Here is a 15000-nt window from a genome sequence, read left to right as displayed (position 1 = left end):
GAAGGGAAAAATTGGAATCAATAATCGGGTAATTCCGGAAATACAGGGCAAACCGGCATTTCAACCCGGAAGGTTTGCCACCGCGATAGTTGGGTTCCTTTTATTATTAGCGGCCTTATTTCCGATCGGTCTACAGGTTTCGTTCGGAATTTCCCGATACGTTTTTCAATACGGAACGTACTTTTTATCCGCGATGTTTTTACTCAGAGCAATCGGAGATTTCCGACTCCTCGGCTTTTTCAAAAAGATCCGAGGTACGAAATTTGCGAAAAACGACACCGTATATTATTCTCCTCTTTGTCTTCTACTTTCCGTCCTTTTGTTCGTTTCCACACTCTAAATCAAACTCGGAGAATGGAAACCGCGTCTTAAAACGGGATCAAACGGAAACCATTGTTTCTTGTAGTGAAAAACTTTTTTCTCTAATACTAGAGTTTTCAAGTTTTCATCTATCGATATTCTGGCCGATTCCAGCTCACTGAGTTTCGAAACAATTCCTATCAGGAAAAATCCGGAAACACATTTAAAAATCATAATTTACTAAAAACTGTCCCAAGAATGGGGGAGCTCTTATAAGAATTGAACAACGAAAAAACTGTTCGAAAATCCATAAGGGAGACGTAAAATGTGGGAATTACTTGCACTTCAAACGATAAAGGTTAGAACGAATATGCAGCTGTAATGTTGTCTTGACCCCTTGAAACATGTAAGTTCCCGTGTTTTAGTGGATAGATGTTAGGGGTCAGTGTTCAGTTACATTTTCCTAATAGATGGATCAGACGTTAACAAAGTAGAATTTTTCTATTTTTGTAAATCACCTATCCACTGATTCCTAAAACGCGAGCGAAGAACTTTATGCGGAACAACTTCAATTCCCGCTCTCAAGATGGCAATTCGATTTCGTAAATCGTTCAACCACAAGATCACAGGTGTCATTTTTCATTCCGATGATGGGGTCAGTATCATTCAAAAAAGTTCCCTGCGTGAGCGATTGATGCGGAGTCAAGAAATTGAAATTATATAATAAGAATATAATAAAAGAAATATACAATTTTTTGACTGGAGCTGAGGGCGCAACTCTGCGGTGTGGATTCCTTCGAACAGCTTCAAAAGGTGATTTCTCTTTACAACAATGTTAGATCACATGGGTCGCTCGACAGAGTCGCGTTGAAGAAACTCAGGCACAACGCTTCCTGAACTCAGCAAACACCTTCCTAGGGGTCGGTGTTTAGGGCGCGTTGAAGGAACTCAACACAACGCTTCCTGAACTCAGCAAACACCTTCCTATGGGTCGGTGTTTAGGGCGCGTTGTGGGATTTAAAACAGGCTTTCAACTCGAATTCAATCTTAAAAATCTAGGTTTTTGAAGCGACTTTCTTAAATTTCAGAACTCTTTCGTACGGCGCATTCTTTTTAAATTTTGAATATACGGATTATATTCTGAATATTTTAATTTTTTTCCTTTTCAGAAACCAAAACAGATTTCAAGAAAAAATCTTTGCTCTTATAGAATCACTCTTTTATAAAAGAACCTCCGCAATTAAAAATAGCAAACAGTGTCCGTTTTCATTATATAACAGATCTTAAAGATAAAAACGAGTTGAGTCCTTTTTTTATATGAGAAAAATTTGATCTTATGAAAGTCAAAGATTTAGCGAAAACGCTCGGAGTAGCACTTAAGGGCAACGGAGAAATGGATGTCAACGGAATCGGGGACATTGAAAACCATTCGAACGTTTTACCGGATCGAATTTACTATTTCGAAGCAAAAAAATACCTTAGTTCTAATCCGAAAGTGAAGCAGGTTCAATTGGCACTTACCATTCCTTCGTTGGCCGATAAGTTTACCTCATCATTGATCGTGCCGGAACATGAGGCAAGACTCAAATTTATCGAGTTGCTTTCTCTCTTTGAAAAGAAACCGAAAACCCCTACTCCTTTTATCTCAAACAAAGCGAGTATTCATGAAAGCGCTCAATTAGGAAAAAATGTTACGATCATGGACTTTGTCGTAATCCAAGAAAATGTGGAAATTGGAGACAATTGCCAAATTTATCCGAACGTGATTGTGGAAAGCGGAGCGAAGATCGGAGAAAACACAGTATTGAAATCGGGAGTTGTAATCGGCTACAATTGTATTCTTGGGAAACACAATCTCATTCATTCAAATACCGTAATCGGAGCGGACGGTTTCGGTTTTTATGATAAGGGAGGGGTGCGTTACAAAATTCCTCAGATCGGAAATACCGTGATCGGAGACTATGTGGAAATGGGCGCTTGTTGTACTGTGGATCGTGCAACGATCGAAACTACAACAATCGGAAATCATACGAAATTCGACGATCATGTTCATATCGCTCATAATTGTAGAGTCGGAAACTATGTTTATATTGCTGGCGGAACGGTTCTTGCCGGTTCCGTTACTTTGGAAGACGGAGTTATCATGGGCGGTCATGCGGCGGTCGCAGAAGGAATCACGATGAGAAAAGGATCGATTCTGATGGGAATGTCCGGTCTTGGCGAAGATAGTATCGAGAAGGTCGCTTATTTCGGTATTCCCGCAAAACCCGCCTTGGAAATGCATAGAATCCATTCCTCCATGTCTAAACTTCCCGAACTTGTGAGAGAACATAGGAATCGCTCTAAGAACTAAACGTTAACTCGAGTAAAGATTGAATCTGTTTTTTAATTCCTGAAATTGGTAAAAGAGACTCATTTCTTTTATGCCATCGAGCGCCAGCGCTAAATTTTACGTCCTTCTTGTAATCGCCATGATTTCCTGGGGCTTTGCCTGGCCTTCTGCAAAGCTCATCGTGGAAACTCAGCATCCGAATGTGATCATTTTCTGGAGATTTTTAGCGACTGCGCTCTCTCTTTTTCCGGTCGTTTTCTGGAGAAAAGGATTTTTCCGTTTACCGAATTATAAAGTTTTATTTCAGATCACGATTGGTGGAATTCTTTATACCATCTACAATCAATTCTTTCTTCTAGGTTTGAAGAATGGACTTGCGGGAGCAGGCGGGGTTCTCGTAACCACAATGAACCCGATTTTTACGTATGTGTTCGTACATTCCTTTCAAAAAAAGTTGCCTTCCGCTCGGGAAGGAATCGGACTTTTATTAGGCCTGGTCGGAGGTTGTATTCTACTTAGGCTTTGGGAACTCGATTTGAATTCTTTATTCCGGTCCGGGAATATTTTTTTTCTTCTTTGTGCGTTTAGTTGGGCTCTTTTAAGCATCAATAGTCACAGCACAGGACAGACAATTTCTCCGCTTGTGTATAGCTTTTACGTTTTTGTAATCGGAACGATCCTAGATTTATTTCTCGCGTTCCCTTACGGAGTGGAAAATGCTTTGAGTTCCGGGCCTTATTTTTGGTTTCATATTTTTTATCTCTCCGTGATCGCTACGACTTTCGGAACCACGGTTTACTTTTTTGCTTCCACCAAATTGGGTTCGAGAGTTGCGAGTTCGTTTATCTTTTTGGTTCCAGTCACGGCTCTTTTGGGAAGTTGGATTTTTCTAGACGAATCTCCGAATCTTACGACGATGATCGGAGGCACTTTTGCCGTACTTGCGGTTTTTCTTTTGAATCGAAATCAAAATGATGAGAGTAAAAAGGACGGAATTTGAAATTCCAATCAGAGATTAGGATCTTTATAAAAAAGCTGTTTTATGGTTTTAAATAACTTTTCGCGACGAAGTTCCCGTGGATTCCCATATTGACTGGAGACAGTCGATAGTCATAGTGGCAACCTTACAATCGATAGAACAATAGTGTGGAATCGTATCTTTGAAAACGATTTTCATAAATGCCAAGGACGTTTCGGGATTTATAATTGTTCAAGAGGGAATAACGAAAGCTACTCGCTTACTTTTAACCCCAGCGGCTTTTATAGTAATGAATTCCGGACGGAGCAATTCCAAAACCTTCCGGATGTTCGACCACGAACCTGGACTCTTTCAAATCCTCCAGATGGGGTCTGAGTTGATGTGCGGGTTTGGCAGTATTGATCTCCAAAGCCTCCATAGTCATCATTCTTCCCGATTGAAAAGCGTGATAGATATCTTGAAAGATTTGAATTGAAAGAGGATTCATAATAAGCCAACTTTCTTTATCTTTTAAGAAGTATCTTCTTTGTGTCAAAAAGATTTTAGAAACTGTCCCAAAACCTCAGATGTGGAAGTTCCCGAATATTTTTATGTAGAACTTTCGGTTCAAAACCTGACTTATAACGCACTTTCCTTTTTCGTTCTGTAGAACTGGATTGTCGTCTCTTCTATATTTCACTTCGGGCTTTGACAATATCTCTAAGATCGTTTTTTTCTCACTCTCCACGATAAAACAAGAAATTTATAGATCATCACTTTCAAAGTCTTTTACTCTAATAATTCATCCGTTACAAATTTAAAAAGAAGCCTTTTAATTCTCTAAGTTTTGGGATAGATTGTAAATCCCGTTCAAAAATTAAGAAAAGAAAACAAACCGGTGCCTTTTTTGTTTTCGGTTTCTTATTATCTTCATTAAGATTAAGGCTCACGAGAAAATTCCAGGACCAAATTTTATTTCTACATTAGTGTTCACGCCAAAGCTTTACAAAAGTATTCGGTTTTGATTTATTTCATTTCTTTCCCAAGAAAAAGAATGGAAAATGATTTTGCTTTATAAGATAATCATACTTATGATTCCCAAAAATCAAATACCTGAAACAAGAAATCCGATTGAATTGATGGAATTTCTCTCAAAAGAAATAGAAAACCCATCTTTTGACGAATGGCTTTCCGAACTCGCAAACAAGGCAATCGAAAACGATAAGTTCGTGTGGAGTTTTTTATACCAAGTGATGCGTGACGCGGATTCAGGTAGACTTTCTTGGGGTTATCATAAAAAACTTCTTTCAGGCGTATTTCAAATTCTTTCCAGAGTCGGGGACGACCGCGCATATCGTGTTATCATTAATTATGTCAAATCTCTAGATCGCCAGATTCCGATCGGAGCCTTGGAATTGATTGCGGACTTATTACCTTCTTTTGCCGAAGTGGATTTAGATGAGATTTTGAAAATTGCCACCAATCAAGATTCTCTCAAATCTGCTTTTGGAATTTTAGCTCTTTTCCAACTGATTGCTCAAGGAAAGATTCCTCTCGAAAAAATGGAAACGACAAAAGAATTTCTCAAAAATTATAAAAACTATGTCTATTATTTGGATTCGGTGGTCGAACAATCTTTGGATTACCTCAAAGCTCAAGAAGAACCGAATCTCCTTACCTTCTTCAACGAAATCGCCGTATAATGTTGCAGAGATGTCTCATTTTTCCAATCTTTCAAAAATGAGAATCGGAAATAATTTTTTCATAATTTATGACTTTTCTTTCCCAAGTTGGAATTTTCGAAAAGAATTCAAATTTTAAATTAACCGAATCGAAACTTCCAAAAAGATTCCATAATATTCTAAATTTAGAATAAACATTCCTTCGAAAAAATCAATTACTGAGAGTATATAATAAGGTGCCAGGAATTCTGCGTCTAAACGCGGGGTTTGTGCTCAAATTAACGGTATTCCATTTTATAGGGATCAGTAAAACCTATCTCAAAAATACTTTATCTTTATTTAAAACACCGATTCCGATCATTTTCAGATATTTTTGAGATAGCTTCTATTTTCCGAATAATTTAAGAGCGTGTCCTAAAACCTGAAGGAAATTTGAAGGAGTTCGTATTAGATGTCAGGGGGTTTTTCCGTAATTCGGGAATTCTTACTTTTACAATAAAACATCTAATCACTATTCACTAAAATGAGTTCCCACTTCCCGAGATTTTAAGACAGATCGATCCTACTTTACTCAATCTCCTAATAGCGTGACCCCCTGCCAGTTTTCAGGAACTCCAAATCTACAATTATGCACGGACTTTTCCAAATACACTCTTGCCGCTTGGTCGGCCCGGTTCTTTTCCAGGATTCGATTAAAAACGACACACGCCTCTTCGAAATGTTTCTCTCTAAACAAAAGGATTCCGCGCTCGAATTCCTCCCTTGTATTCATGTAAGAATCAATTAAATTTTCCGGAAGTCCGTTGAACACTTCCAAAACCGTATAAACACTTCTTTGATCTCGAATCTGAATCCGGTCCACAACCCGATAGAAATACTCGGACGAATTTGTTAAGCGAAATAAAGTAGAATCAGTAATCAACAGGGAAGATTCGTACGTTCTCGAAAGTTGCCCTATTTTTGAAGCAACGTTCACTGAAGATGAAATGACGGTGCTTTCCATCCTTTCCGCTTCTCCGATGGTTCCCAGCAAAATTGGTCCGGTATGAATCCCACTTCCGGAACGGATCGGATCTTTTCCATTGGCGATCCTTTCTCGATTAAATTCCCTTAAAATTCGTTGAATTTCGACCGCACTTTCCAAAGCCCTTTCGGGCTCGGGAGGAAATAACGCTAAAAAGGCTTCTCCGAAATATTTATCGATAAATCCGTCTCTTTCACGAATCACCGGACCGACTTTACCTAAAAAAGAATTGATGAATTTGAAATTCTCCTTTCCTGTCATCTTTTCAGAAGAATCGGAAAAAGTTCGGACTTCGTTATAGAGAAGACTCATTTCTTCTTCCGCAATATCCCCGAGTTTAATGTCCAGAATATCATGTTTATTTAATATTCTTAACAACTCCTTCGGAACAAAAAGTCTGTAAGAAGAATTCACCTTTTTTAAACTTTCAGACACGTCCTCCATAGCATTGAAAGCCAGAGAATATCTTTTAGCCAAAAGGTAAGCTTCAGAAAAGATGAGAGCGATCAATCCGAACGGAGCAAGAATAAACGTAGGTATAATTCTTTTATTATAAAAAATATCCTGACTGTATGCAAGAAAGACTGCGAAAATTCCGATCAGGATCGCGATCGCACCGGTTTTTTTCCGAATCAATGCGAGCGCCAAGACGTAAAATCCGACCGCAAAACATAAAAACGTAAACACGTAATAGTATTCGATGGTCCCCGTAAATAGAACAGGATCCTGAGAAACGACAATCAGGGAAAAAATCGCTGCGATAAAAACGACAATATAATGGATCTCTTTTTTTAACTCCTCCGGAAATAAAGCTCTCAAAAAAGCTGACGTAATCGGAGGAATCAGATAGAAACTTAGGTAAACGATTTTCATATGAACAAGATACGAAACACCAGGAAAAATCACTTGGATGAGATTTTGTTCGGTGCTGATTTCTCTGAAACAAAACACAAAACAAAGAACCCCAAAATACAAAAGAGCCGCGTCTTTTTTTCTTAAAAAATAAAGAGTGAAATGATACAACGCCATCGCGATTAAAAACCCGAGAAGAAAAACGTCTACAGTCATCCTTTTTTCTCTCAGTCGAATGATCTGATCCTCATTTCCAAGTATCAAACGCGCGGTCAATCCGCCTCTGGCGTGATAAAAATTGGAAAGTGGAATTCGAATTTGAAATTCCTTTTTTTGAATTCGAAAAGGTAAAATTTTTACGTTCCATTCGGGCGTGGATGTATCCAAAGTTTTTCCGGGAACACCTTGAGTTCCGATTTTAACCCCATCGACCCAAACCTCGTATGCGGTTTCGGAAGTTTCCGCTAAAATCGCAAGATTTGTCGAACTTAGATCTTTAGGGAGAATCACTTTCAAAAAGTATGTTGCAATTCCGGTTCCAGGATAATTTTCTCCGTGCGGCTCTTGGATTCGAGTCCAAGCTTTGGGAACGGGCATGAGTCTATTTTTTTCCGAGTTTACTTCCGGATCTTCAATAAATTCTTTCCAACGAAAAATCCAATCGCCCTGCAACGCAACCGGACCGTATTTTTCAAAATTCCAGGAAGAAAGATCGATGACTCCCGAAACGGCGGAGACCTGAGGACGTTCCAATTCTAACGCACATTGATTTAAAACAATAAAGAATCCGAAAAAAAGTAAAACTTGTCTTTGGAAAAAACTGAATCGTATCATGGAACTTTTCTTAATTTTCTCTTCCAATTTTGAAGTCGGTCAAGTTGAATATTCTACTTCTACACATCTGAAGTGTATTTCCATTCAATTACTCGAAGAAACGACTCTACAGTAACGAATCGATCCTCAAGATACTACCACAGTTTATTATTTTCCGCAACTCCCTTAAAGACGACACAAAGTTTACCTGAAATTTCTCTATCCGTAATTGGAAATTTCATTTTCAAATTCTTTTCCGTATCCATGAACATAACGGATAAAAGTTCGAATATTCATTAAAAACAATTAAACAAGTTATATCTTTTGACTGAACCCGATCCGAAACCTCACAACTCATCCTTTTTCTCAATCGAACGAACTTAATTCGTCACCAAATCCAAATGATCCGGAAATCCATCCGACCATAATTGATTGTCCGACTTGATAAAAGTATCATATCCAAAAGATACAAAAAATATTACGTAGTTTAAATAACGTGAATTCGGCGTATGAAAATGAGAAAGAATTTTTTAGAAGTAGGAGCCCCTACTTTTAGAATTTGTTCGTAAAATCGCGATTTGTTGTAGTTCCACATTTTAGAATAGATTTACAAAGTTCAAATTCCAACTTCCTACAAAAAAAATGAATCACGCCGAACTCACGTTAATTTATTCTCAGATAGGTAAAAAGGCACTTTTGAAAATTATTTTGAGGACAATACAGAAGTAGCTCCGAGCTCACGATAGATCCGAGAAAGGAAACGAATAAAATATATTCAATAATCATAATTCTATATATGAGATAATATCCGCAACCGATATTTCCGAAACGCTCCCGCATCAAATTTATAGAGGAAATTTGCAGGGCAAAGTTTGTGAAATTGTTCCAAGATTCCAACAAATGGGAAAGAAAAAAGTATTTATAATTCCCAACGAGTTTGTATGAAATCACTTAAAAACGAACTTTTTATAAAAGCCTTTCTCAAGACCGATGTGGAAACTCCTATAAGAATTTAATAACGAAAAAGAATATCCCAAAGCCTCAGAATGTATGAACTCCAACGAGAATTTAACAACAATAAAATCCGTTCGAAAATCGATAGGGACGGAATCTGTGGGAATTCCCGCACTTTTATTACAAATTGATTGAATGATTTGTAACTGATTTCTTTTTAAGGCTTTGAGGCAGGTTTTAAGCTCGAAGAAATGGATTTTCCATACGATTCTTGCCTATTTTGAAAAGCGCTTCGTTGTCGTTCAATTCTTGAAAGTCATTATCTTAAAAAACAAATTCGCAAACGACTTTCCAAAGAAAAATAAAACACATACTTGAGGGATCTCCCATTGAGATCATATGAGAATTTACTAATGGTTGGACGCGAAAAATTCCGAAGTAGAAATACTCGCCTTAGCGGAACAAACTTTGTAATTGGAAGCGGTCGGGCAAGAAGCGGTACCTCCTACCTTACAACCTTTGTCCTGACATTTTTTTCTGTTATCAAATGTATCGGAACCAACATACCTGCAATAGTCTCTACAATGATCCGCGGACCCGGAAGTGCAAATATAACAACCATCCGCAGAAAGATTTTCGATCAGGAATAAAGAAACTATAATCGTAAAAATAAAAAACAAGCTTTGAAACTTTTTCATACCTTAACCTCTCTGTTTTTTGATCATAATAATCCGAATTTCTCTGTAAAGATTAAAAACGGCTTCAATTCAACATAGGATCTTTTGTGTGTTCGACAAAATACTTATAAATCCCGCCCTTGCTTTTGAGAGCTTCCTGCCATGTTGTTTCAGGATCTTGATTTAATACAAAATCCTTTGTGGCTTCATGAATCACCCAAGACTTACGATCCATCTCAGTTTCCAACTGTCCTGCGCTCCAACCGGAATATCCTTGGTATACGTGAAACTTGGAAGCGGATTTCAATAATTCCAGAAGGGTATCATAACTTCTCGCGAGATACAAACCGGGAATCACTTCAATTCCGGGTTGAGAAATTTTATTGTCTTCGTGTAACACCGATATAAACGTAGGATCCACAGGACCACCGGAATAAATCGGAAGAGTACGACTAACATGATCCGGGATTCCTTGGATTACATCTCCGATAAACACCTTCTGTTTTTTATTCAGTACCAAACCGAAAGCACCTTGATTGTCATGCTCCACCATTAAGATAACCGTTTGGTTAAAATAGTCCATAACAATCGAAGAGTTGGAGATTAGAATTTTTCCGTTATAAGTTTCTTCCATATCTTAACCAGTTTCAGACCGGATTACCTTTTAGAAGTTCCGTGAATTTCAGAAAGAATTTGATAGGCGATTTCCAAAGTGGAAACGTCAGAATTTCTATTTACGATCGGATCCGTTTCTTTTCTGATACAACGGATAAAATGGTCCTGTTCTTGTTTGAGCGGATTATCCTTATGAACGAAAATCTTTTCCACAATCGATTCTTGGCGATACTTAATCTCTTCGGATAAAAGAAGAATATCGGAAGTAGCTTGTCTATGCAGTTCGATTTCCTGATCCGTAAAATCGAGCATAATGTACACGTCTTTCTGAGTGATATTCAAGGTTCTAATTTTCGCTTGAGTCGTTCTGGACGCGGTAATACTTGCGAGACATCCGTTCTCAAATTCAAGTACAACGTTTGCGACATCCTCGTGAGCGGACAATACCTTTGTTCCCGAAGCGGAAAGCTTTTTAACGGGAGAATTGACCAGATTTAACACGATATCAATATCGTGAATCATCATATCGAGAACGACACCTACGTCTTTGATTCTCGGATTAAAAGGGGCAAGCCTTCTCGACTCGATAAGTAAAGGATCTTTTACAATTTTACCTAATTCTAATACTGCACCGTTAAATCTCTCCACATGACCCACAAGAAGAATTAAATTCTTGTCTGCGGCGATTTTTACGAGTTCTTTTGCCTGCTCGGTTGTTTCTGCGATCGGCTTTTCGACTAATACGTGTTTGTTGGCTTCCAAAGCCTTCTTTGCAATTTCGTGATGTAAAAAAGTAGGAACAGCGACAACTACCGCATCTACTTTTGAGATCAAATCGTCGATCGTCGCAAATGCGGATGTTTTGTGCTTTTCCGCGATTTGTTTTCCTCTTTCAGTATCTGCATCATAGATTCCCACGAGGATCGCATCATTTAGAGTTTTTGCCACGTTTACATGATACTGGCCCATGTGGCCGGTTCCGATCACGCCGAGTTTTACTCTTTCCGTCATTGTATTTCCTTTGTATTGTGCAGCTTAGTCGCTCTATTCGAAAATTCTTTACCGATCTTTATATGTAGAAATCGATCCTTTTATTCTTTCATTCCGAGAATAGAAAAAGACCGAATTCTTTTTACTTTGTAAAGATTTTTCCTTTGGATCCGGGAATGTTTTCTCCGGACTCTCTCGCAAACTCTTCTATCAGTTCTCTTTGTCTTCTCGTGATCTTTTTTGGAATTTCGATCTTCACGACTACGTGTTGATCTCCTTTTCCATAAGCGCCGAGATACGGCATTCCGTGACCTTTCAACCGGAACACTTGACCGGATTCCGTTCCTTCCGGAATTTTCATCTTAGCCTTTTTACCGTCGATTGTCGGCACTTCGATTTCCGCTCCGAGAATCGCTTGAGCCAAAGTAATTTTCCGAATGAGAATCAGATCGTTTCCTTGGCGCTCGAAAAGTTCGTGTCTCTTTATATGCGTGACCACATATAAATCTCCGTGAGATCCGCCGTTTGGCCCGGCCTCACCTTCTCCGGACACCTTGAGCCTAGAACCGGTTTCGACTCCCGGAGGAATTTTGATATTGATCGTTCTGCGTTTTTCCTGAAGACCTTGACCACCGCAAGTTTTACAAGGATTGGAAATCGTCGTTCCTTTTCCTCTACAAGTAGGACAAGGCGTCGCCACGGAAAAAAATCCCTGCGTTCTTCTAATCTGGCCGGAACCGCCACAATCCAGACAAGTAGTCGGCGAACTTCCTTTCGCCGCTCCGGAACCGTTGCAATCTCCGCAAGATTCCAATCGGGGAATCTCGATTTTATATTCCCTGCCGAGCGCGGCGTCCTCTAAGGAAACTTCCAAATTATAGCGTAGATCGGAGCCTCTTTGCGGACCGGATCTTCTTCCGCCGCTGAAACCGCCCCTGCTACTGCCGCCAAAGAAATCACCAAAGATATCCCCAAAGTCTCCGAAAATATCAGAGAAATCAGTGTACGCGCCTTGACCGAATCCGCCCGCTCCGGCTCCGACACCGGCCTTTCCGAATTGATCGTAAGCCTGACGTTTTTTCGGATCCCGTAAGATCTCGTAGGCTTCGGTGGCTTCTTTAAATTTTTCTTCGGATTCCTTATTACCCTTGTTCTTATCGGGATGATATTTGATCGCCAACTTACGATAAGCGGATTTGATTTCCTCGTCGTTAGCGCTCTTGGAAACCCCAAGAATATCATAGTAACTTCTTTCACTCATTGTTTAATTCCAAGTAAACGTTGAATTGGATGCCTGTTCGAACTCTCTTTTGAATAATCGATGACTCCAAAACGCCGCGTAGAAAAGTTTTTAGCTTCCTACGCGGCTCACACAACGTTTTTTCGACTTTTCTCAAAACTCAAATTCCTTATATTCAAGAAATTTAAATTACAAAACATCGATCACATTTCCGAACCTCAAGAACTCAAGAATCGCTCCTTCAAGTTCCGTTTGAAAGCCTTCGATCATGCGCCGCTCTCTAAAAATCGTTCCGCGCCTTCATTTTTTCTCATCGTCCACCACGGTGTAATCCGCGTCGACGACCTTTTCACCGTTGTTCTTACCCTGATCGTTTTGTCCTTGATCGGGACCGGTTGATCCTGCGGCTTGTTCCGCACCGGGTGCGCCTTGTGAATAAATCTTAGTAGCGATATCAGAAGCAATTTTAGAAATAGAAGCTTTCGCGGATTCCATTCTTGCCTTATCGTTACTTTCGATTGCTTCGCGTGCGCGTTTGATTTCGTCCGTCGCAAGCTGCTTTTCGCTTGCTCCGATTTTATCCCCCGCTTCGTTCACGGTCTTTTCAAGAGAATAAGCAAGCGTATCCAACTCGTTTTTCGCTTCAATCACTTCTCTTTGGGCTTTGTCCGCGGCGGCGTGAGCTTCCGCATCCTTAACCATCTTTTGAATTTCGTCTTCGGATAATCCGGAGGAAGATTCGATTCTGATCTTTTGCTCCTTACCGGTTCCAAGATCTTTCGCTGACACGTGCACGATTCCGTTAGCGTCTATATCGAAAGTAACTTCGATTTGAGGAACCCCTCTTGGCGCAGGCGGAATTCCGATCAGATCAAAGCGGCCGAGAGTTCTATTCGCAGAAGCCATCTCTCTCTCACCTTGAAGAACATGAATCGATACCGCGGATTGATTGTCCGCCGCAGTGGAAAACACCTGGGATTTCTTCGTAGGAATCGTAGTGTTTCTTTCGATCAATTTGGTCATCACTCCACCAAGAGTTTCGATTCCGAGAGAAAGAGGGGTCACATCGAGAAGAAGAACGTCCGAGACTTCTCCGGCTAAAACTCCACCTTGAATCGCAGCTCCAACCGCAACTACTTCGTCCGGGTTTACGGATTTGTTCGGTTCTTTTCCGAAGATCTGTTTGACGAGTTCTTGAACCGCGGGAATCCGAATCGAACCACCCACTAAGATCACTTCGTTGATATCGGAAGCTTTTAACCCCGCGTCACGAAGGGCATTTTCACAAGGAATCCGAGTACGATCCACAAGAGACTTAGTCAGTTGATCGAACTTAGCTCTGGAAAGAGTCATGTCCAAGTGTTTCGGACCGGATGCATCCGCAGTGATAAAAGGAAGATTGATCTGGGTAGACATCGTTCCGGAAAGCTCGATCTTCGCCTTTTCAGCGGCTTCCTTCAATCTTTGAACGGTATTTTTATCCGCGGAAATATCGATTCCGGTTTGATTCTTAAATTCGGAGATCATCCATTCCATGATCGCCATGTCGAAGTCGTCTCCTCCGAGGTGAGTGTCTCCGTTTGTGGATTTCACTTCGAAAACTCCGTCGGCAAGCTCCAAAATGGAAATGTCGAACGTTCCACCACCGAGATCGTAAACCGCAATTTTAGAATTTACGTTTTTCTTATCAAAACCGTAAGCAAGAGCGGCCGCGGTAGGTTCGTTGATGATCCTTTCGACTTCAAGACCGGCGATCCTTCCCGCATCCTTAGTCGCTTGACGTTGTTCGTCATTGAAGTAAGCAGGAACGGTAATCACGGCCTTGGTTACTTTTTGGCCGAGATAGTCTTCCGCGGTCTGTTTCATTTTCATGAGAACGCGAGCCGAAATTTCTTGAGGGGTAAATTCTCCCGCGGAAGTTTCGAACTTAACTCCCTCGTTACCGGAACGAATGACCTTATACGAGACATGTTTCATTTCCGACTCGCATTCGCTGATTCTACGCCCGATAAAACGTTTTGCGGACCGAATCGTATTTACCGCGTTAGTAATCGCCTGGTTCTTTGCAAACTGGCCGACCAAATTCTCTCCTTTTGCGGTAAATGCTACGATGGAAGGAGTTGTTCTAGCTCCTTCTGAGTTTTGAATAACGACCGGGTCACCACCTTCCATAACAGAAACGACCGAGTTAGTTGTTCCTAAGTCGATTCCTATAATCTTTTCCTTGGACATTGTTTTTCTCCTTTATACTTCCCTGAGATTCTAATTATGACTTCGGTTTGCCGATTCGAACCCTTGCAGGCCGAAGCGTAAACTTGTCTTCGTTTTCCTTGTAGTAATAGCCAGCTTGGTACACGTCTATGACGGTTTCTTCCGAGTATTGATCCCCTTCTTCCGAAGAAAGAGCTTCCATCGACATCGGATCGAAGGATTCCCCTTTCGGATCAAAACGAATTACATTCGATTTTTCTAATACGGAATAAAATTCCTTAAGAATCATCGCCACCCCGTCCACGAAAGGTTTTAATTCTTCCGATGGACTTTGAGTCGCGCCGACTCTTTC

The 15000-nt window shown here is 40.2% G+C and carries 12 protein-coding genes (2 of these 12 running past the window's edge); 4 read left to right on the top strand and 8 right to left on the bottom strand.

What is annotated here, in order from left to right; translation table 11 throughout:
- The 3 genes from LEP1GSC062_RS08750 to LEP1GSC062_RS08735 all read left to right on the top strand — a co-directional run.
- Positions 1–340 carry the 3' portion of a DUF3995 domain-containing protein gene (locus LEP1GSC062_RS08750; protein WP_010576993.1) on the top strand. It extends 80 nt beyond the left edge of the window, so only the last 340 of its 420 coding nucleotides appear in the window; the start codon falls outside the window, past its left edge; its stop codon occupies positions 338–340.
- Between the two features lie 1296 nt (positions 341–1636).
- Positions 1637–2653 carry a UDP-3-O-(3-hydroxymyristoyl)glucosamine N-acyltransferase gene (gene lpxD / locus LEP1GSC062_RS08740; protein ID WP_020983984.1) on the top strand — a complete coding sequence of 339 codons (1017 nt, stop codon included), beginning with the start codon at positions 1637–1639 and terminating at the stop codon, positions 2651–2653.
- A 70-nt stretch (positions 2654–2723) separates the two neighbouring features.
- Positions 2724–3632 carry a DMT family transporter gene (locus LEP1GSC062_RS08735; RefSeq protein WP_020983995.1) on the top strand — a complete coding sequence of 303 codons (909 nt, stop codon included), beginning with the start codon at positions 2724–2726 and terminating at the stop codon, positions 3630–3632.
- Positions 3633–3876: 244 nt separating this feature from the next.
- Here the strand turns inward: LEP1GSC062_RS08735 and LEP1GSC062_RS08730 are convergent, their stop codons facing one another.
- A complete protein-coding gene (locus tag LEP1GSC062_RS08730) occupies positions 3877–4098 on the bottom strand; it encodes a hypothetical protein (RefSeq protein WP_020984009.1) in 222 nt (73 codons plus the stop codon).
- A 583-nt stretch (positions 4099–4681) separates the two neighbouring features.
- On the opposite strand from LEP1GSC062_RS08730, the gene LEP1GSC062_RS08725 reads away from it, so the two are divergent.
- Complete coding sequence (locus LEP1GSC062_RS08725; protein WP_039941606.1) at positions 4682–5293, top strand: hypothetical protein; 612 nt, start codon at positions 4682–4684, stop codon at positions 5291–5293.
- A 550-nt stretch (positions 5294–5843) separates the two neighbouring features.
- On the opposite strand, the gene LEP1GSC062_RS08720 is transcribed toward LEP1GSC062_RS08725, so the two are convergent.
- From LEP1GSC062_RS08720 to grpE, 7 genes are all read right to left on the bottom strand, one after another.
- Entirely contained in the window at positions 5844–7982 is a 2139-nt protein-coding gene (locus LEP1GSC062_RS08720) for an adenylate/guanylate cyclase domain-containing protein (protein WP_020983987.1), read from the bottom strand.
- A gap of 1343 nt (positions 7983–9325) precedes the next feature.
- Positions 9326–9613, bottom strand: a complete 288-nt coding sequence (locus LEP1GSC062_RS08705; RefSeq protein ID WP_010576998.1) for a hypothetical protein — start codon at positions 9611–9613, stop codon at positions 9326–9328.
- Positions 9614–9677: 64 nt separating this feature from the next.
- Positions 9678–10226: a YqgE/AlgH family protein gene (locus LEP1GSC062_RS08700; RefSeq protein WP_010576999.1), complete on the bottom strand. Its 549-nt coding sequence runs from the start codon at positions 10224–10226 to the stop codon at positions 9678–9680.
- 23 nt (positions 10227–10249) lie between these two features.
- Positions 10250–11218, bottom strand: coding sequence for a Gfo/Idh/MocA family protein (locus LEP1GSC062_RS08695; RefSeq protein WP_010577000.1), 969 nt, complete (start codon positions 11216–11218; stop codon positions 10250–10252).
- A gap of 121 nt (positions 11219–11339) precedes the next feature.
- Positions 11340–12458 (bottom strand): molecular chaperone DnaJ, encoded by a 1119-nt coding sequence (dnaJ, locus tag LEP1GSC062_RS08690; protein ID WP_010577001.1) that lies wholly within the window; start codon positions 12456–12458, stop codon positions 11340–11342.
- Positions 12459–12737: 279 nt separating this feature from the next.
- Positions 12738–14669 carry a molecular chaperone DnaK gene (gene dnaK, locus LEP1GSC062_RS08685; RefSeq protein ID WP_010577002.1) on the bottom strand — a complete coding sequence of 644 codons (1932 nt, stop codon included), beginning with the start codon at positions 14667–14669 and terminating at the stop codon, positions 12738–12740.
- Positions 14670–14703: 34 nt separating this feature from the next.
- Positions 14704–15000: the end of a nucleotide exchange factor GrpE gene (grpE, locus tag LEP1GSC062_RS08680; RefSeq protein ID WP_010577003.1), read on the bottom strand. Its footprint extends 357 nt past the window's final position; only the last 297 of its 654 coding nucleotides appear in the window; its start codon lies off the right edge, out of view; the stop codon is at positions 14704–14706.

The sequence above is a fragment of the Leptospira alexanderi serovar Manhao 3 str. L 60 genome, assembly GCF_000243815.2.
In the GTDB taxonomy this organism is placed as follows: Bacteria; Spirochaetota; Leptospiria; order Leptospirales; family Leptospiraceae; genus Leptospira; species Leptospira alexanderi.
This window is presented reverse-complemented; position numbering and strand designations above follow the sequence as displayed.

Coding starts and splice junctions, on each gene's coding strand:
- lpxD (WP_020983984.1), top strand. CDS start 1,637: ATGAAAGTCAAAGATTTAGCGAAAACGCTCGGAGTAGCACTTAAGGGC.
- LEP1GSC062_RS08735 (WP_020983995.1), top strand. CDS start 2,724: ATGCCATCGAGCGCCAGCGCTAAATTTTACGTCCTTCTTGTAATCGCC.
- LEP1GSC062_RS08730 (WP_020984009.1), bottom strand. CDS start 4,098: ATGAATCCTCTTTCAATTCAAATCTTTCAAGATATCTATCACGCTTTT.
- LEP1GSC062_RS08725 (WP_039941606.1), top strand. CDS start 4,682: ATGATTCCCAAAAATCAAATACCTGAAACAAGAAATCCGATTGAATTG.
- LEP1GSC062_RS08720 (WP_020983987.1), bottom strand. CDS start 7,982: ATGATACGATTCAGTTTTTTCCAAAGACAAGTTTTACTTTTTTTCGGA.
- LEP1GSC062_RS08705 (WP_010576998.1), bottom strand. CDS start 9,613: ATGAAAAAGTTTCAAAGCTTGTTTTTTATTTTTACGATTATAGTTTCT.
- LEP1GSC062_RS08700 (WP_010576999.1), bottom strand. CDS start 10,226: ATGGAAGAAACTTATAACGGAAAAATTCTAATCTCCAACTCTTCGATT.
- LEP1GSC062_RS08695 (WP_010577000.1), bottom strand. CDS start 11,218: ATGACGGAAAGAGTAAAACTCGGCGTGATCGGAACCGGCCACATGGGC.
- dnaJ (WP_010577001.1), bottom strand. CDS start 12,458: ATGAGTGAAAGAAGTTACTATGATATTCTTGGGGTTTCCAAGAGCGCT.
- dnaK (WP_010577002.1), bottom strand. CDS start 14,669: ATGTCCAAGGAAAAGATTATAGGAATCGACTTAGGAACAACTAACTCG.